General features: G+C 59.5%; 16 protein-coding genes. 9 read left to right on the forward strand and 7 right to left on the reverse strand.

Annotation, left to right across the window (positions count from 1 at the left end):
- Nucleotides 1–49 precede the first annotated feature (49 nt).
- The 7 genes from NH396_RS00080 (at nucleotide 50) to NH396_RS00110 (ending at nucleotide 8008) form a co-directional block, all read left to right on the forward strand.
- Complete coding sequence (locus NH396_RS00080; protein WP_253060765.1) at nucleotides 50–1069, forward strand: TRAP transporter substrate-binding protein; 1020 nt, start codon at nucleotides 50–52, stop codon at nucleotides 1067–1069.
- 138 nt (nucleotides 1070–1207) lie between these two features.
- On the forward strand, nucleotides 1208–1894 hold the full coding sequence (locus tag NH396_RS00085) for a TRAP transporter small permease (RefSeq protein WP_253060767.1): 687 nt from the start codon (nucleotides 1208–1210) through the stop codon (nucleotides 1892–1894).
- The gene (locus NH396_RS00090; RefSeq protein ID WP_253060769.1) at nucleotides 1891–3171 is read left to right on the forward strand and encodes a TRAP transporter large permease subunit; all 1281 of its coding nucleotides are present in this window, start codon (nucleotides 1891–1893) and stop codon (nucleotides 3169–3171) included. The genes NH396_RS00085 and NH396_RS00090 overlap by 4 nt, the downstream gene beginning before the upstream one ends.
- Before the next feature lie 122 nt (nucleotides 3172–3293).
- Nucleotides 3294–4319, forward strand: a complete 1026-nt coding sequence (locus tag NH396_RS00095; protein ID WP_253060771.1) for a TRAP transporter substrate-binding protein — start codon at nucleotides 3294–3296, stop codon at nucleotides 4317–4319.
- Between the two features lie 85 nt (nucleotides 4320–4404).
- Nucleotides 4405–5340 (forward strand): YncE family protein, encoded by a 936-nt coding sequence (locus tag NH396_RS00100; protein ID WP_253060773.1) that lies wholly within the window; start codon nucleotides 4405–4407, stop codon nucleotides 5338–5340.
- 57 nt (nucleotides 5341–5397) lie between these two features.
- Nucleotides 5398–6384 carry an amidohydrolase family protein gene (locus NH396_RS00105; RefSeq protein WP_253060775.1) on the forward strand — a complete coding sequence of 329 codons (987 nt, stop codon included), beginning with the start codon at nucleotides 5398–5400 and terminating at the stop codon, nucleotides 6382–6384.
- A 43-nt stretch (nucleotides 6385–6427) separates the two neighbouring features.
- The gene (locus NH396_RS00110) at nucleotides 6428–8008 is read left to right on the forward strand and encodes an aldehyde dehydrogenase (NADP(+)) (RefSeq protein WP_253060777.1); all 1581 of its coding nucleotides are present in this window, start codon (nucleotides 6428–6430) and stop codon (nucleotides 8006–8008) included.
- Between the two features lie 176 nt (nucleotides 8009–8184).
- Here NH396_RS00110 and NH396_RS00115 read toward each other — a convergent pair whose 3' ends face one another.
- The 7 genes from NH396_RS00115 to NH396_RS00145 form a co-directional block, all read right to left on the reverse strand.
- On the reverse strand, nucleotides 8185–9516 hold the full coding sequence (locus tag NH396_RS00115) for an O-antigen ligase family protein (RefSeq protein ID WP_253060779.1): 1332 nt from the start codon (nucleotides 9514–9516) through the stop codon (nucleotides 8185–8187).
- Nucleotides 9517–9810: 294 nt separating this feature from the next.
- Complete coding sequence (locus NH396_RS00120; RefSeq protein WP_253060781.1) at nucleotides 9811–11094, reverse strand: TRAP transporter large permease; 1284 nt, start codon at nucleotides 11092–11094, stop codon at nucleotides 9811–9813.
- On the reverse strand, nucleotides 11091–11720 hold the full coding sequence (locus NH396_RS00125) for a TRAP transporter small permease (RefSeq protein WP_253060783.1): 630 nt from the start codon (nucleotides 11718–11720) through the stop codon (nucleotides 11091–11093). Before NH396_RS00125 ends, NH396_RS00120 begins: the two co-directional genes overlap by 4 nt.
- Before the next feature lie 3 nt (nucleotides 11721–11723).
- Complete coding sequence (locus NH396_RS00130) at nucleotides 11724–12698, reverse strand: TRAP transporter substrate-binding protein (protein ID WP_253060785.1); 975 nt, start codon at nucleotides 12696–12698, stop codon at nucleotides 11724–11726.
- 414 nt (nucleotides 12699–13112) lie between these two features.
- The gene (gene folE2, locus NH396_RS00135; RefSeq protein WP_290441649.1) at nucleotides 13113–14012 is read right to left on the reverse strand and encodes a GTP cyclohydrolase FolE2; all 900 of its coding nucleotides are present in this window, start codon (nucleotides 14010–14012) and stop codon (nucleotides 13113–13115) included.
- 176 nt (nucleotides 14013–14188) lie between these two features.
- Nucleotides 14189–14614, reverse strand: coding sequence for a DUF4440 domain-containing protein (locus NH396_RS00140; RefSeq protein ID WP_253060789.1), 426 nt, complete (start codon nucleotides 14612–14614; stop codon nucleotides 14189–14191).
- 82 nt (nucleotides 14615–14696) lie between these two features.
- Complete coding sequence (locus NH396_RS00145) at nucleotides 14697–15764, reverse strand: zinc ABC transporter substrate-binding protein (RefSeq protein WP_253060791.1); 1068 nt, start codon at nucleotides 15762–15764, stop codon at nucleotides 14697–14699.
- A 128-nt stretch (nucleotides 15765–15892) separates the two neighbouring features.
- Here NH396_RS00145 and NH396_RS00150 point away from each other — a divergent pair, with 128 nt between their 5' ends.
- Entirely contained in the window at nucleotides 15893–16696 is an 804-nt protein-coding gene (locus NH396_RS00150) for a metal ABC transporter ATP-binding protein (RefSeq protein ID WP_253060793.1), read from the forward strand.
- A complete protein-coding gene (locus NH396_RS00155) occupies nucleotides 16689–17519 on the forward strand; it encodes a metal ABC transporter permease (RefSeq protein WP_253060795.1) in 831 nt (276 codons plus the stop codon). Before NH396_RS00150 ends, NH396_RS00155 begins: the two co-directional genes overlap by 8 nt.
- Nucleotides 17520–17645: the final 126 nt, after the last annotated feature.

The raw sequence follows: 17645 nt of genomic DNA on the forward strand, positions 1-17645 counted from the left end.
CAGGCTTTTCAGGACAGTCTCCATAACAACAAACTGCAAGGAATTCGCCATGCTTACCTGCCACTCCCTGTCAGGCAACGCCCTGATCAAGACAGCCTCTGCCCTGGGTCTGGGCCTGATGCTGAGTTTCACCACCGCCGCCCACGCCGAGATCACCGCACGCATGGGCACCAGTCTGCCGGACTCCCACCCACAGACACTGGGTGCCAAGAAATTCGCTGAGCTCGTCGAGGAGAAATCGCAAGGCGAGATCACCGTCAAGGTGTTCTCCAACGGCATCCTGGGCAACGACGTCAACATGACCTCGATGCTGCAATCCGGAACCCTGGATTTCACCGCGCCTTCCACAGCGACGCTCAGCAGCCTCAACCCGGACTTCAACATCGTCAGCCTGCCCTTCCAGTTCGATGACAGTGAACATGCCGATGCGGTGCTGGATGGCGAAGCCGGCCGTGCCCTGCTCGCAAGCCTCGATGACAAGCAGCTGGTGGCGCTCGAATACTGGGAGAACGGCTTCCGTCACATGACCAACAGTCGCCGCCCCATCGAGACGCTCGAGGATATCGAGGGCCTCAAGATTCGCACCATGCAGAACGCCCTCTACATCGACCTCTTCAATGGGCTGAACGCCAACGCCGTACCCATGGCAGTCAATGAGCTATTCACCGCCATGGAGACCCGCACCGTGGATGGTCAGGAAAATCCCTACACCGTGATCGACGCCAAGCGTTTCTTCGAGGTCCAGAAGTATCTGTCGCGCACCGCACACGCCTACGACGCTCAGGTGCTGGTCGCTTCCGGTCAGTTCATGCAGTCACTCGATGACGCTCAACGCCAGCTGGTGCGCGAGGCCGCCCGTGAAGCCACGCTCTATCAGCGCGCACAGAGCCGCCAGCTGAACGATGAGCTGTTGAGCGCACTGGAGGAAAAGATGGCCGTCAATGTGGTCGCGGACAGTGAGCGCCAGCGCATGCGAGAGGCTCTCGCACCGGTGATCCAGCAGCACACCCAGGCGCTGGATGCGGATGTGGTGACAGAGTTCCAGACCGCTCTGGCGGATGCGCGCTGATAGCTTTCATCAGCCCCTGCCATCAGTTCTGGTCATCCGTTCCAGCCACCGACACGCGGGAGCGTCCTGATCGCTGCAATTTGAGGGGTGACAGCGCTGCCGCACCGTCATCGAGATGCTTCCTTCGGGGATGACACGATGAGCAAACTGACCCAAGAGATGCCGTTATCCATGCCGATCAAACCGCACTCTGTGGCACAACCTGCCACACATACCGAGCCCCACAAGGCCAGGGCCGCTGGCGCCGCGCAGCAAAAGACAACCGCGAAGCACGTGGCCGCCTCCTCGAGCATTGCCGTCGGCATCACGGCACTGTTCAAGGGGCTCGAAAAGCTCCTGACCCTGCTGATGGTGATGGCACTGGTGGCCATGATCGTGCTGGTGTTCGTCAATGTCGTGCTGCGCTACGGCTTCAACAGCGGCATCTCGATCAGCGTCGAACTGTCCCGTTTCCTGTTCGTGTGGGTCACCTTCATGGGCGCCGTCACCGCGCTGATCCGCCAGGAGCACCTGAGCGTCAACACCTTCGCCGACAAGCTGCCTGCGGTCATGCGCGCCGGGCTTGATCGGCTGGTGACCCTGGCGATGCTCGGCTGCTGTCTGATGCTGCTCAAGGGCAGCTATGCCCAGACGGTGCTCAACTGGAGCAACCTCTCTCCCATCAGCGGCATTCCGGTCGGCGTCTTCTATCTCGCCGGTCTGATGGCAGGCGTGCTGATGTCACTGATCCTGCTCTGGCGTCTGTTGACGCCGCTGGCACTGCATGGCGTCACATCACAGATCGCGCCACGCCATGCCTCTGATTCGCAAGGAGACACGCCATGACCATCGGGCTCTTCCTCGGCTCACTGCTGGCCGCCATCGGCCTGAGCCTCCCCATCGCGTTCGCCCTGCTGGTCAGTGCCATCGTGTTGATGCTGCATCTGGATCTGTTCAACTCGCAGATTCTGGCCCAGAACCTCGTCAATGGTGCCGACAGCTACACCCTGCTGGCCATTCCATTCTTCCTCACCGCCGGCGAGGTGATGTCGCGCGGTGGGCTGTCTCAGCGCATCGTCACCCTGGCGATGTCATTGGTGGGCCACCGCAAGGGCGGGCTCGGCTTCGTCGCCATCTTCGCCGCCATCGTCATGGCGAGTCTGTCCGGCTCCGCCGTCGCCGATACCGCGGCGCTGGCCAGCATGCTGCTACCGATGATGCGCAAGGCCGGCTACCCACTGGGGCGCTCCTCCGGCCTGATGGCCGCCGGTGGCATCATCGCACCGATCATCCCGCCCTCGATTCCGTTGATCATTATCGGGGTCGCCGGTGGCATCTCCATCGGCAAACTGTTCCTCGCCGGCATCGTGCCGGGGCTGATCATGGGTGCGACCCTGGTGGTGATGTGGCTGTTCATGACGCGCAGGGAAGACCTGGTCGTCACGAAGAAAGCCACCGGACGCGAACGCCTCAAGGCACTCAAGGACAGCTTCTGGGCCATCATGCTGCCGGTCATCATCATCGGTGGCATCAAGAGCGGCATCTTCACCCCGACCGAAGCCGGTGTGGTCGCCGCAGTCTACGCCATATTCGTCGCCACCGTGGTCTACCGAGAGCTTGATCTGAGCCAGCTCTACGCCGTGCTCGCCCAGGCCGCCCGCAGCACCGCCATCGTGATGTTTCTGGTCGCCGCGGCGATGGTGGCCTCTTGGCTGATCAGCATCGCCCAGCTGCCGCTGATGGTCGCCGGACTGCTCGAGCCGCTGGCCGATGATCCGCGCATCCTGATGCTCGCCATCATGGCCATCGTGCTGGTGGTCGGCATGGTGATGGACCTGACGCCGACCATTCTGGTGCTCACGCCGATCCTGATGCCCATCGTCAAGCTGGCCGGTATCGACCCCGTCTACTTCGGGATCATGTTCGTCCTCAACTGCGCCATCGGCCTGATCACCCCGCCGGTCGGCAACGTGCTCAACGTGATCACCAGCGTCGGCAACCTCAAGTTCGAGAAGGCGGTCAGTGGCGTCGCGCCCTTCGCCCTCGCCTACGTCGCGATCCTGCTGCTGTTCGTCGCCTTCCCGCAGATCATCACCGCACCGCTTTACTGGATGACCGACTGACCCCGTGACAACCACCAAGCCGGAGAAAAGGACAGAAGAAGGCAAGACGCCAACGACACGCCATCAACAAAGACAGCTATCCGCTGAAACAGCCGCCATAAAGACAACAAGAGAGCCATTCAATGACACCCATGATCAAGACGACCCTCGCCAGCCTGCTGTTGCTCGCCCCTCTGAGTGCTGCGCATGCCCAGATGACACTCAAGCTGGCCCATGCCGCCCCGACCACTGATACCCAACAGCAGGCAGCGGAGCGCTTTGCCGAGCTGGTCAAGCAGGGCACGGATGGCGAGATCACTGTCAACATCTTCGGCAATGGGGTCCTCGGCGGTGACCAGCAGATGATCGCCGGCGTACGCAGCGGCACCATCGACATCGAGCTGTCCGGCAACCCCAACTTCGCGGGCCTGCAGCCAGCGCTGGGTGCCTTCGACCTGCCCTACATCTTCCCGGACCGCAAGACGGCCTATCAGGTGCTGGACGGCAAGGTCGGTGACGATGCCCTGGCACTGCTCGAGGAAAACAACCTCAAGGGGTTGGCCTTCTGGGAGGTCGGCTTCCGCGCGATGACCAACTCCAAACACCCGATCAAGACGCCCGCCGATGTGGAGGGCCTGGTGATGCGCACCAACTCCAACAAGTCGCTGATCGAGGCCTTCTCGTTGCTGGGCGCGAATCCGGTACCGATGCCGCTGGGCGAGCTCTACACCGCGATGGAAACCGGTACGGTCGACGCGCAGGACCACCCGATCAGCATCGTCTGGTCGGCGGGCTTCTATGAGGTCCAGGACTACCTGTCACTGACCAACCAGGCCTACACCTCACTGCTGATGGTAATGAACGATGACAAGTTCGAGAGCCTGTCATCAGAACATCAGCAGGTACTGGTAAGCGCAGCGCGTGAGGCCGGTGATTATCAGCGTGAACTGAACGCGAAGAACGAGCAGAAAATTCTCGCAGAACTGGCCGACAAGGGCATGAAGATCGAGACCGATGTCGATACCGCTGCCTTCCAGAAGGTCGTGCTGCCGACGTGGGACAGCTATATCGCTGCCAATGGCCGCGACTGGATCGACGCCATCCAGGCCGCCAGCCAAGCCAGCGTCGATAGCGAATCGCTACAGGCCACGGCTGCCGTGAGCCACTGACGCCTTAGGCCTGATCGCCTTTCTTACCTGTTACCCAGCGAGGGAACAAGCCGCTGATGGCGCCCTCGCTGATTGGAGAAATGTCATGTCTCGAGATGTGCTGCTGCTCAACCAGAAATGCGCTCATACCCTGAGCCTCTACGATGCCACCAGCGGCGAAGAGCTCAACCATCTGCGCCTGCCGGACTACCCCCATGAGTTCGTGGTGGATTCCACCGGCCGCTACGCCTTCGTAGGTCACTACGGCATCCTCGGTGCCGACTGCATCGGCGATCAGGGCGGCTGCTCGGTATTCGTGGTCGATCTCGAGACCTTCGAGCTGGTCAATACCCTCAGTACCTGGCCGTACTATCGTATCCACGGCCTGGGCATCGATGACCAGGACCGCCTCTACGCCATGAGCGAAGGCCACAACACCCTGCTGCTGTTCAACACGCCCCTGACCCAGACCACGCCAGATCTGGCCGTGTCCTCCGGTGGCTACAAGACCCACCTGTTCGCGCTCACCAAGGCAGGCCACTGGGCCTACGGCATCAATCTGCTCAGCAACACCATCACCAAGTTCAAGCCTCACGATGCCACCTTCACGCCCATCGCGATGATTCCAGGCCGCAAGCCGGAGGGTAATAGCCTCTCCGCCGATGGCCGTACCCTGTTCATCAGCAACCGCGATGACGACAGCATCGTGGCGGTGGATACCGAATCGATGACCGTGCGCGCCTCTGCGACCACCGGCCGAGATCCCAATCGCATCTACCGTGATCCCAAGGGGCGCCTGATCACCACCAATTACGGGGAAAGCTCGCTGTCATTGTTCGATGAGACGCTGGCGCCGCTGGGCACCATCCAGCTTGAGGCGATTCCCATCGCGATGAGCTTCCACCCTGATGGCGAGCAGGCCTTCGTCTCGCTCAAGGGGGACCGCATCGCGGTGCTGGATCTGGAGAGCGGCCAGGTACGCAGAAGCTTCGCGACACGCGCCGAGCCGGACGTGTCTTGCTTGCTGGTACGTGATCACTGAGTCAGTGGGCACTTGAGACATGGCACTTGAGACATCTTTCCAGGACACGAGCCAGTCATGACGGATACCCCAATACACCGCGAACCTGCACACAGTCAGCCGCTGATCGATGCGCACCATCACTTCTGGGCACTGGATGGCCAGGTGGCGTACCCCTGGCTGGAAGAGTCGCCGGTGGAGAACTTCTTTCTCGGCGATTACACCGCGATCCGCCGGCCCTTTGTGGCCGCGGACTTGAAGCGCCTGATACCTGAGGGATTCCGGCTGGTGGGCAGTGTGCACTGCGAAGCCGAAGCCGCTCGCAAGCAGGCGGTGGCGGAGACGCGGTGGATCACCCAACAGTACACGTCTGGAGGCCTGCCGAGCGCGCATGTCGGCTGGGCCGCCTTCGGCACTGAGAAGTGCGCTGCTCAGCTGGACGCCCAACGTGAATCGCCGCTGTTTCGTGGCGTACGCGCCAAGCCGGTTACCTCTGCCACGCCGGAGTCTCGCCGAGCGGTCAAAGACACCAGCGGCAGTCTGCAAGACCCGCGCTGGTGTGAGGGTCTGGCCTTGCTTCAGGAGCGTGATCTGAGCTGGGATCTGCGCGTGCCCGCCTGGCACCTAGAGGAGGCGGCCACGACGCTTCAGGGCTACCCCAGCCTGCGCGTCATTCTCAATCACTGCGGCCTGCCCTGGGATCGCACGCCGGAGGGTCTCGCTCAGTGGCGCGATGGCATGCGAGCGCTTGCCGACAACTCGAATGTCGCCGTCAAGCTTTCAGAATTGGGCTCTCCGTGGCATGGCTGGGATGCCAACGCCAATCGGGATCTCTTGCGCGAAGTCATCGACATCTTTGGGGCAAACCGCTGTCTGTTTGCCAGCAACTTCCCGGTCTCCGGCCTCAAGGTCAGCTACGGCGACTGGCTCTCACTGGTGACCGGAGCCATTGACGAAACAACGCCCCCCGATCTGCGCGCGAGCACATACCATCAGGTGCTGCACGACAACGCCATTCACTGGTATCGACTACCGCTCGATACCCTCAACTCATCCACCCGCTGACGTAATTCATCTCACAGCTCACCCCCGTACAGGAGAAGACACGATGTCACTCAACGGCCATCAGCTCATCGGACAACGCAGCTTCGCCGCTCAGGGCGAGGCGATCCACGCCATCAATCCGGCCACAGGGGAGCGTCTGGAGCCCGCCTACCCGGGTGCCAATGCGAGTACGGTGGAAGAGGCCTGCCAGCTGGCTGGCCAGGCCTTCGATGCCTATCGCGCCACCACGCCGGACGCGAGAGCCACATTCCTCGAGACCATTGCCGAGGAAATCGACGCCTTGGGCGACACCCTGACCCAGCGCGCCATGCAGGAGACCGGCCTGCCCGAGGCACGCCTGAACGGTGAGCGCGGCCGCACCTGCGGGCAGCTCAAGCTGTTTGCCAAGGTACTGCGCCGCGGTGAGTGGCAGGATGTGCGCGTCGACCCTGCGCTGCCGGAGCGCGCACCCCTGCCGCGCGCCGACCTGCGTCAGCGTCAGATCCCGCTGGGTCCGGTGACCGTCTTCGGGGCCAGCAACTTCCCGCTGGCCTTCTCGGTGGCCGGTGGCGATACCGCTTCCGCGCTTGCCGCAGGCTGCCCGGTGGTGGTCAAGGGCCACTCGGCGCACCCGGGTACCTCGGAACTGGTCGGTCAGGCCGTGGCGCGCGCTGCCAAGCGTTGCGACATGCCGGAAGGGGTCTTCTCACTACTGTTCGGCCCGGGCAATGAGGTCGGCCAGGCGCTGGTCAAGCATCCCGAGATCCAGGCAGTCGGCTTTACCGGGTCGCGCAGTGGCGGCACCGCCCTGCTGGCACTCGCCCAGGCACGCCCGCAACCGATTCCGGTCTATGCGGAGATGAGCAGCATCAACCCGGTCATCCTGATGCCGGCCGCATTGGAAGCCCGCGCCGACGCACTCGGCGCCGCCTTTGTCGGCTCGCTCAACATGGGCGCCGGTCAATTCTGCACCAACCCGGGGCTGGTGCTGGCCGTCAAGGGCGAGGCGCTGGAGCGCTTCAAGCAAGCCGCCATTCCTGCTATCCAGGCAAGTCCGGTACAGACCATGCTGACGCCGGGCATTCACAAGGCCTACGCCGAAGGCGTGGCGAGCCTGTCCGCGCAAGACGGCGTCACCTGTCTGGCCAGTGGAGAAAGCGAGTCGTCCATTGCCAGTCCGTGTCAGACCCGGCTATTCAGTACCCCGGCGAGTGACTTCCTGGCCAACGAGGCCATGCAGGCGGAAGTCTTCGGTTCCAGTTCGTTGATCATCGAATGCGATGATCTCGCTCAGCTCAAGCAAGTCTGCAGCGCGCTGGAAGGCCAGCTGACCGCCACTCTGCACCTGGATGACGCCGATCACGATGCCGCGCGTCAGCTGCTACCGGTGCTGGAGCGTCGTGCCGGACGCATTCTGGTGAATGGCTGGCCGACAGGGGTCGAAGTCTGTGACGCCATGGTCCACGGCGGCCCTTGGCCCGCCACCTCCGACAGCCGCACCACCTCGGTGGGCACCGCTGCGATTCACCGCTTCCTGCGTCCGGTCTGCTACCAGGACCTGCCGGATGACCTGCTGCCGCCGGAACTCAAGCACGACGCGCCCTCCAGCATCAGCCGACTGGTGGATGGAGAGCGCATCAGTTGAATGGCGAACTCTGTGACGACATTACCTGATACCAATTCGGTAATACTCACATGGTCGCCCTAAGACCATGGAGGTTCAAGAACCCAGCTTTGCACCTCCAATAAAAGAAGCCTCATGCAGAATATTGCTGCATGAGGCTTCTATCTTGAGAAATATTTTATAACTTCACTCATGGATCACTGGTCAGCGGTAACTTGGCCAGACTGCCAACGCCAATAGTGAGTCACAAGCCCCCCTACGATGATGTTATGCATATACAACCCCGTCCAAAAGGAATCATAGGACTCAAATTGATTGATGATCATCCAGTAGACGAAGAACAATAGGGCAAATAGTGCCATATCACTTGGCATACTACCGCCTCGCCAAGCCAGCCAGGTAGCACGTCCAACCCAGACCATCAGAGCACCAATGGCGATGAGCCCCAACAGTCCATAAGCCACCCATATTTCCAGAAAATAGTTGTGAAGATGTCCGTATTTTTCAGATACGTTTTCAGGGATCCACGACGTCTCTGTCATGACAAGCTTTTTCCCTTGAGCTCCCCAACCCAATACCGGACGCTCCTTGATCCACTCGCTTGCTGCAATCCAGCTATTGACTCGAATACCGACACTCGTATACGGGATATCCGTCAATTCACCTTTGAGCACCTGGGTAATGACACCACTCTCCTTATTAGCCCGTTTGCTCAAGGAGTCTCCTAACCCGATTCCAAAAGCGACTGCCAGGCAGGTCGACGCAACCAAGAATATTGACAGATACTTCAAGAAGTGGCGAATACCACGACGCAGTACAACTCCACTTCCCCAGATTACTAGCCCCAGACTCAAGGAGGCTAATGTGCCGAGCCAAACTGCGCGGGTTTGGCTCACGACGATACCCGCTAGTGCAATAAGCAAAGCAATAGACCACAGCATAATGCGGAGCGTACGACGTTTACCTGACTGACAAATACGCTGAGAGAATGCAACCAGCCCCAACAGGAGAGTGCCAAAGAACATGGCTGAATGCTGAGCATTACGTATTCCAAAATCAGCTCTTTCGCCTGAGAGGCCCGTAATCCAGTTTTCCTCATTCGAGGGTGCAAGGAAAAAGGTTGTCATCAGAAAACCAGTGGCTGCCAATATCCAGAGAATGAAGGTATTTCGCGTACTGCCTCGTAACCACCAGGCCACACTGATGAATATAAAGAGTTTCGCCAGCAAGGCCAGACGCGGAGATGAGTCCATCCATTGTGGATGATGAGCCAGACCTGCCCACCAGGATATCAATTGCACGGCGACAACAACGCCAAGCAAGAGCAAGACGGGTCGGCGAAGTCCTTTTCCCCATAGACAAAACGCTATCAATCCAGAGAAGGCCAATAGCGTCTCTGCCGGCTTGATGTCATCGCCTGATGGGATACTGAAAAATGTATAGACGGCCAATGCTGCAACACCAATCAACATTAGCCATCCAGGGCTCTTCCACCCTGAGCCGTCATCCCACCTATCCAATACCATCATGCTGCTAGCCTTCCCCAGACTGGATAAAAAAGAAAACTATGTTACAGCAAATAGGAAATCATGACTCCAAATGTCGCAAAAAAGTGACGGAATCTGCCAAATATGCAAAAAAAATAATAATCATTCTCAAAAAAGCAACAGCCTGCTGCGAGTGGCTTGGCAGCGAACCGCCCTCTCTGTGCAAATCAGACACGACAAGGCCGCCTCAAAGGGCGGCCTTGGCGTGTCTGGCGGGCAGTCTCCGTCACTGCCCTCTCAACCTTATCCCTCAGTCATGGCGCTCAACCATAGCTATCAACCATAGAAGTGCTCGACAAGGCTCATGGGAATCGCCGGCACGTAGGTGACCAGCATCAGCACCAGGAAGAGCACGAAGATCATCGGCAGATTGACCTTGGTGGTTTCCCACATGTCCGTCTTGGCGATGGAGCATGAGGTGGCCAGTACCGAGGCCACGGGGGGCGTCTGCTGACCAATGGCCAGGTTGAGGGTCAGGATCAGGCCAAAGTGGATCGGGTCGATCCCGATCTGCTGGATCAATGGCATCACGATCGGTACCACCAGAATGATGGCCGCGGCGCCATGCAGGAACATGCCGAGCAGGAGCAGCAGGATGTTGAGCAATGCCAGCACCGCTACCGGGTCCGTGGTGATCGCGGTAATCTCCTGAGCCAGCTGTTGCGGCAGCTGCATTTCGGTCAGGAACAGCCCCAGCACTGCGGAGGTAGCCACCAGCAGCATCACCACGGCCGTCTGGATCACGCCATCGATCACCGCGCGATACAGCACCTGCAGGTTCAGCTCACGGTAGACCAGCCCACCGATGACCAATGCCGCCAACACGGCAAGCCCCGCCCCTTCGGTTGCGGTCACGAAGCCACCGAAGATACCGCCCAGAATGATGACCGGCAGCGTAAGGGCCCAGAAGGCCTCGCGGAACGCCTTGCCGAGAGTCGACAGCGAGAAGGCCGCCTCACGCGGCATGTTGTACTTGCGCGCATAGTAGTAGCAGAGCATCGCCAGCCCCAGGCCGCCCAGAATGCCCGGAATGATACCGGCGACGAACAGCTTGACGATGGACGTGTCCGCGATGGCCCCGTAGAGGATCATCGATAGCGAGGGCGGAATGATGATGGCAAGCGACGCCGAAGACGACGTGATCGCCGCCGAGAACTGCGGGGTGTACTTGCGCTTCTTCATCTCGGGAATCAATACCGAACCCGTCGCGGCCACATCGGCCACCGCGGAGCCGGAAATCTCGGCGAAGAACAGCGACACCCCGACATTGACCATGGCCAGACCACCGCGAACGAAGCCGACAAGCGCCGTCACGAGATTGATCAAGCGCATGGAAATGCCCGAGGTGTTCATCAGCGCACCGGCCAGGATGAACAGCGGAATCGCGATCAACGGAAACTTGGTGGCGCCATTGAAGAGCGTCAGCGGCACGTTGACCAACGCGTCCACCCCCATGAAGATCACCACACCGACAACCCCGACGGTGCCGATGGCGACCGCGATGGGCACATTGATCAGCACAAGAGCGAACAGCGCTGCGATAATGATCAGTAGCGTCATGAGCGGTGCTCCTTGAGGTCTTCTTCCGCCAGACGAATCGCCTCAGCGATCTCTTCCTCTTCGCTGTTGACGCCGGCACACATCTTGCGCCAAGCGTGAGGCAGACTCAGCAATTCACACAGGATGAAAAGTGCCGCACTGATGGGAACGACAGACTGGGTAATATTCAGGCCGATATTTGGCAAGGCGATGAGAGAATCCCAAGCAAGCACTTCGAGCACCTGATAGCCAAACCAGCCAACGACGCCAAAGAAGCCGATCACGATCAGTTCGGAGACGATGAACAACGTGCTGCGCAGCGCGATAGGCGCCTTGGTGATGAGTCCGGGGAAGCCCATGTGCGAGCGTTTGAGCGCGGCCAGACAGGCACCATAGAAACTCAGCCAAGCCAGATTGATTGAGGCAACCTCGTCGTACCACGGTAAGGAGCCGCCAAAAGTACGCAGAACAACGGCCAACAGCACGATGGTCGTCAACGACAGCAACAGACCGACAGTGAAGACTTCGAGGGTACGTTCCACCCATCGATTGACGCCATCCAATGTCGAGTCCTTGGGAGTGGCCGTCTCACCTTCCCCACGCGCGGTGGGGAAGGTTGTCTTGGCCGCATGGGAATGCGAGCTCATGACTTACTCCTCAGCCAGTGCCATCGCGCGATTTACCAACGCCTGACCACCGTCGACCTTGTCGGAGAATGCCTGGTAGACCGGCGCACTTGCCGTGACGAAGGCATCCCGGTCGACCTCATTGACGGCCATCCCCCCGTCCTTGAGACTTGCCAGCAACTTCCCATCCAGTTCTTCCCCTTTGGCGAAGGCCCAGCGCTGGGTTTCGGCAGACACCTCGGCGATTGCCGCCTTCACATCCTCTGGCATCTTGCTCCACCCGGACTGACTGCTGGTCAGCCAGATAGGTGAGTAAACGTGGTTGGAGAGCGACAGGTACTTCTGGACTTCCTGGAATTTGGCACCATCGATGTTGGACAGCGGATTCTCCTGACCGTCCACCACCCCGGTCTGGAGTGCCACGAAGACTTCCGAGAAAGCCATCGGGGTCGGGTTGGCGCCCCATGCCGTGAACATGCCGGTGCGCCACTCGCTTTGCGGAGTTCGAAGCTTCAGGCCATCCAGGTCTTCAGGCTCGACAACCGGACGCTCATTGTTAGTAATCTGACGGAAGCCGTTCTCCCAGGTGGAGACCAGCTTGAGGCCCTTGGCCTTGGCATCCTCGGCCAGATCCGTCATCACGATCTCATCATCGATGCGCTTGAGGTGCTCGCGATCCTTGACCATGAACGGCATGTCAAACAGTGCGAAGCTTGGCGAGACGGATGACATCACCGATGAGATGGCTGCCAGATCGACCGTGCCCAGACGTAGCTTCTGGATCAGCTGACGCTCATCACCCAACTGACCACTGTGGTAATACTCGACCTGATGTTCGTCGCCCAACCTGGTTTGCAGCTGATCTGCAAAATGCTGTGCAGTCTGGCCCTGCAGACTGTTGGGACTACCCCCGATGGCAAACACGATCTTTTCGGCATGCGCGGTCGTGGTACCCAGGGCGGCGGCTAACAGCGTGGCGGCAAGCATGGCTCGCTTCATTGTCGAATCCCTTTGATTGTTCTGATTTTGGGTATCTGCGTATCGAGCATGGTTTGCAAGCTGAATGCCACGGAGAGCAATGAGAATGCAGACTCCTACAACTCACCACCCATCACCTCGCTCAAGTGGACTGCAAACCATACCAGATGCAACAAAACTTAGCCGCCAATAGTGACTTCGGTCAATCAAGACGCTGCAGAAATAGACCTTTGTCTAGAAAAAATGGCTTATCTGCCCAGTAACCTCCCCATCTGGACTAACTGGCAAACCACACATGGCATCAATGGCGCCGCCAATCCCACTCCCTCCTCTCCCACACTGAAAAGCCCTGCCGAACGCGTCGACAGGGCTTTTCTTGCAGGCAGCATGCACATTGCCTCAGAGAACCTCCTGAGCCTGCCAACACCGCTTCAATCAGCCACGACTGCCCCATGCCACGGCATCGTGAGGATGAAGGCTTTCTATATGACGCACCTGAACCTGTGCTTCGCCTTCCACATTCAACAACCCAGCGAGCAGCTTGCGCGCCGCATCCTCGACGAACATCAGATTCTGGCCGTTGAGTGAGGCAAAGGCTTGTTCATCAGCACGCTTCACGGCGGTCTGGACCGGAGTGCCCAGGGCCTGCTCGATGGTGTCGATCAGAGTGATCAACCCAAGCTGCTGCGTCCCGGGCTTGAGTTCGACCGTCACTTGCGCCTCGCTACGTTGGCTGTGAGGTGTGGCAAGAGTGGCATTCTGAGTGAGCCACTCCGCCACCTGTGCAGGAGACAAGGCGGCATCCTCGGCGTGAGCCTCGAGAAACGCCTGCTCGATCAACTGGCGAGACAAGGCGGCAGAGCAAGGACAGGTGGAGGAATATTCCACTGTAACGCTGGCCGTGAGAGTGAATTCGCCATTGCGAAGGCTGGCATCGAGTGTCACCGGATAAGACTTCCATCCAGACAACTCGGGCGTGATCAAGGCGGGACGCTTCACCAGCAGTGCAAAGGCCGCCTTCACATGCGCATTGCGTGAGGCACAGTCGTGATGACTTTCCACCATCGCGGCAAGTACCTGCTGCAGGCTTGCAGGCGATAGTGCCTTGCCTTCCGCCAGCCCATCCAGCAGACGGTACAACCGTGACATGTGAATGCCCTTGGTATGCGGTGTCGGCAGATCGACCTGCGCATCCACTCGGGCATGCAATTCACGGCGATAGTCACCTTCCTCGACGAGGATGGGTAAATCAATTCCCTGCATGCCCACCCAATCAAGGGGGCTCAATGACTGGGATCGCTCAGTCAGGGAAACGTCAGGGAGTACGGCTGTCATTTGCGATATCCAAATGCGGCCTCTATCAGCCAGTGATCTCAAGCAAGAACACAGCGGCTGATATCGGCCGTTTCAGGGGAAGTTTGGCAGTGGTATCGCCAGGCAGATCAGCAAGTGGGCACACAGGAAGTACTGGCACTGAACAGACTGCACTGCACGACGTTCATCTGCGCACGTCAGGCCAGTTGAGAGGAATGATGCCCGGTGATTTTCCACTCACCGAGAATCTCTTCAAAGGTGAAGAGGAAACGCGCCGGAATCGTCACGCTATTGCCCTCCTCCTGGTACTGGAAGGTGTAATGTCCACCGATGACTACCGTGCCCAGCTTGCGACTGACACGGCGTGAGAAGTCGCCCAGCTCGCAGACGAGGCCCTCGTTGGCCAGAAAGCCGTCGAAATAGGCTTGTCTTGATTCACGATTCTCGCGGACATCATTGGATACAGTGGGGACGAGAATGGCGTCATCTGCATACAGCGACAGAAGCGTTTCCTTCTCACCGCGGCTGACAGCGATTGCCCAACGCTCCAGAGTGCGCGTGGCGGCATTGACGCAAAACTCGGCATCTCGCTCACTCAGAGGAGGGGAAGTCGGATGGGGCATGAAGGTATCTCACGTTATGGCTGACTTGAGAGGCACGGGGACCGGTCCACGGCCCCCGTCACTGGATCCAAGGCGCAATGGCTCAATCAGCGTTCGCACACTGCAGAATGCCCTGCCCCAGGCGTTCGATCAGTTCGGGATAGAGCGACTGACCAAGCGTCAGGCCTGCGCCAAGCGGCTCGAATACGATGGAGGTCTTGACGCCAGTGCCTTCGAAGACACTCTCGATCAATGCGGGGTTGTACTGCGGCTCGCGGAAGACACACTGAATATTGCCCTCCTCAACCCGGTGTTGAATCGCCTCCACTCGCGCCGGACTCGGTTTGGCGGCATCTCCCAAGGAGATGGCACCAGATGCCGGTACATCAAAGCGATTCTCGAAATATTGGTAAGCGTCGTGGAACACGATGTAGCGAGTCCCCTTCACTTCAGACAGGCGGGAGGTCCACTCATCCGTCAGCGTCTGCAATTCCTGTTGCCCTGCCTTGGCATTCTCACGGTAGGTATCCGCATTCTCCGGATCCTGTGCCGCCAAAGAGTCCGCGATGGCACCCAACCAGGCTTGAGCATTCAACGGGTCCAGCCAGCCATGCGGATTCATACCATCATGAGCATGGTGATCATCATGGTCGTCGTGCCCGTGGTCATCATGATCGTCGTGCCCGTGGTCATCATGATCGTCGTGCCCGTGGTCATCGTGATCCTCTAATTCATGCTCGCCATGACCATCTTGATCGTGGGCTGCGTGTTCACGTCCCTCTTCATGCTCGTCATGATGATGGGCCTCGAAGGTTGGGCCTTCGCGATAGTCCAGATGCAAGGTGCCCGGGACTTGCATCAGTTCGACGACCTCTGCCTCTGATGCGAGGGATGCGCGCGCCTTGGCAAACCATGGCGTCAAATCATCACTGACGAAGAACACGACATTCGCATCCGACAGCGCCTTGGCTTCCGAGGGCCGCATCGAATATCCATGCGGTGAGGCGCCAGGCTGAATGATCAGATCCGGTGAACCCAGCTCCCCCATGACAAGTGCCACCAAGGACTGCACTGGGGGGATATCGACGGCGACGGACGGAACATCCGCCGCAGCCAGGCTGGGTAGCAACAACCAGGGCAAACCAAGAGGAATCAGTGACCGATGACGCATGCGAGTTCTCCAAGGATGACGATGACACAGGTTACAAGGCGAGGAAGCTGCAGATTCTTGTAGAATATGTTATAACATAACATTAACGGTAACTGAACCGTCAACCCCACCCCATCATGAGGTAGTCCGTGTCGTTGTTATCGATCGAGAACCTCTCCGTGACCCTTGGCAGGAACCGCGTACTCGACAGTATCGACCTGCATGTCGACCGTGGAGAGATCGTCACTCTGGTAGGGCCGAACGGCTCGGGGAAGTCTACGCTGCTTCGCAGCATCATTGGCGCAGTTTCCCCGGAATGCGGACAGGTACAGCATCAACCGGGCCTCAAAATTGGCTATGTTCCGCAACGCCTGAGCCTTGATCCAACTCTGCCGATGACGGTGAAACGCTTCCTCAACCTCCCCTATCGCCATTCGCTCGACGAAGTCGCGAAGGCACTCGCCCAGGCCGGCATTCCAGGGGTAGAGAGTCAGCAAGTCGCCGACCTGTCGGGCGGTCAGTTTCAGCGAATCCTGCTGGCGCGGGCCTTGCTGGATTCCCCCGATCTCCTGCTGCTCGATGAGGCGACCCAGGGGCTGGATCACCGCGGAATTGCCGACTTCTACCGCCAGATCGACCGCGTACGTCACACATTGGGATGCGGCGTCCTGATGGTCAGTCACGAGCTTCATGTCGTGATGCGTGCCTCCGACCGCGTCGTCTGTCTACACCGCCATGTCTGCTGTCAAGGCACACCGGAACTGGTCATGGCGTCACCGGCCTATCAGGACCTGTTCGGTCTGGATACTGGCGATGCTCTGGCGTTCTATCGCCATGACCACCATCACTCACACCATGTTCCCGCGCCATCCCCTGATGGCAGCTCGACCGACACGACGCGCCAGGCGGGGAACCCTCAACCGGTTCATTCAGGACTCACCACTGATGCTTGATGATTTCATGATTCGCGCCAGCCTCGCGGGCGTCGCCGTTGCGCTCGCTGCTGCGCCACTGGGCTGCTTTGTCGTATGGCGCCGAATGGCTTACTTCGGCGATGCCACGGCCCATGCCGCCATCCTCGGCGTGGCACTTTCTTTGTTGATGTCCGCCTCGGTGCTAGGCGGCGTCCTGGTCGTATCACTCATCATGGCCACCCTGGTCACGCTTCTCAGCGGGCGCGGCTATGCCATGGATACTCTGCTGGGCGTCATGGCACATTCGGCACTCGCCTTCGGGCTGGTCGCCGTCTCTTTCCTGCCCGGGGTGCGCATCGATCTGATGGCCTACCTGTTCGGCGACATTCTCGCCGTCAGCAAGACGGATCTCGCGATCATCGCCATCGGCGGCTTGCTGGTCATTGGCCTACTGCGTTGGCGTTGGGATGCCCTGCTCACTGCCACCCTGAATGAGGATCTGGCACGAGCCAGCGGTATCAATCCACGGCGTGAGCAGCTGGTACTGACACTGTCGCTGGCCGTGGTGGTCGCGGTTGCATTGAAGGTGGTCGGTGCGCTTCTGATCACCGCACTGCTGATCATCCCAGCAGCCACGGCGCGTCGCTTCTGTCACACACCGGAGCTGATGGCGATCGCCGCGGCCATCATCGGCGGAGTCTCCACCACCGGCGGACTGCAGGCAGCCTACTGGCTGGATACGCCCACTGGCCCCACCATCGTGTGCCTCGCCACGTTGATGTTCGCACTGACCACCGTCGCAGGCCGAATCCTCACCTCAAGGACTCAGACAAGAAATACCGCACCATCGCAAGGACAATGAACCTCACGCCTCTTCCTATATATGCTGACCAAGACTTGCCTTTATCCTGACCCCAGGTTGACGTTCTCCAAACCTGCAACGCCCCGCTCATGGCGGGGCGTTGTAGTGACAGCGCTGACTTCAATG

It is taken from the genome of Cobetia sp. Dlab-2-AX (genome assembly GCF_024124625.1).
Classification (GTDB): Bacteria; Pseudomonadota; Gammaproteobacteria; order Pseudomonadales; family Halomonadaceae; genus Cobetia.

Coding starts and splice junctions, on each gene's coding strand:
- NH396_RS00080 (WP_253060765.1), top strand. CDS start 50: ATGCTTACCTGCCACTCCCTGTCAGGCAACGCCCTGATCAAGACAGCC.
- NH396_RS00085 (WP_253060767.1), top strand. CDS start 1,208: ATGAGCAAACTGACCCAAGAGATGCCGTTATCCATGCCGATCAAACCG.
- NH396_RS00090 (WP_253060769.1), top strand. CDS start 1,891: ATGACCATCGGGCTCTTCCTCGGCTCACTGCTGGCCGCCATCGGCCTG.
- NH396_RS00095 (WP_253060771.1), top strand. CDS start 3,294: ATGACACCCATGATCAAGACGACCCTCGCCAGCCTGCTGTTGCTCGCC.
- NH396_RS00100 (WP_253060773.1), top strand. CDS start 4,405: ATGTCTCGAGATGTGCTGCTGCTCAACCAGAAATGCGCTCATACCCTG.
- NH396_RS00105 (WP_253060775.1), top strand. CDS start 5,398: ATGACGGATACCCCAATACACCGCGAACCTGCACACAGTCAGCCGCTG.
- NH396_RS00110 (WP_253060777.1), top strand. CDS start 6,428: ATGTCACTCAACGGCCATCAGCTCATCGGACAACGCAGCTTCGCCGCT.
- NH396_RS00115 (WP_253060779.1), bottom strand. CDS start 9,516: ATGATGGTATTGGATAGGTGGGATGACGGCTCAGGGTGGAAGAGCCCT.
- NH396_RS00120 (WP_253060781.1), bottom strand. CDS start 11,094: ATGACGCTACTGATCATTATCGCAGCGCTGTTCGCTCTTGTGCTGATC.
- NH396_RS00125 (WP_253060783.1), bottom strand. CDS start 11,720: ATGAGCTCGCATTCCCATGCGGCCAAGACAACCTTCCCCACCGCGCGT.
- NH396_RS00130 (WP_253060785.1), bottom strand. CDS start 12,698: ATGAAGCGAGCCATGCTTGCCGCCACGCTGTTAGCCGCCGCCCTGGGT.
- folE2 (WP_290441649.1), bottom strand. CDS start 14,012: ATGACAGCCGTACTCCCTGACGTTTCCCTGACTGAGCGATCCCAGTCA.
- NH396_RS00140 (WP_253060789.1), bottom strand. CDS start 14,614: ATGCCCCATCCGACTTCCCCTCCTCTGAGTGAGCGAGATGCCGAGTTT.
- NH396_RS00145 (WP_253060791.1), bottom strand. CDS start 15,764: ATGCGTCATCGGTCACTGATTCCTCTTGGTTTGCCCTGGTTGTTGCTA.
- NH396_RS00155 (WP_253060795.1), top strand. CDS start 16,689: ATGCTTGATGATTTCATGATTCGCGCCAGCCTCGCGGGCGTCGCCGTT.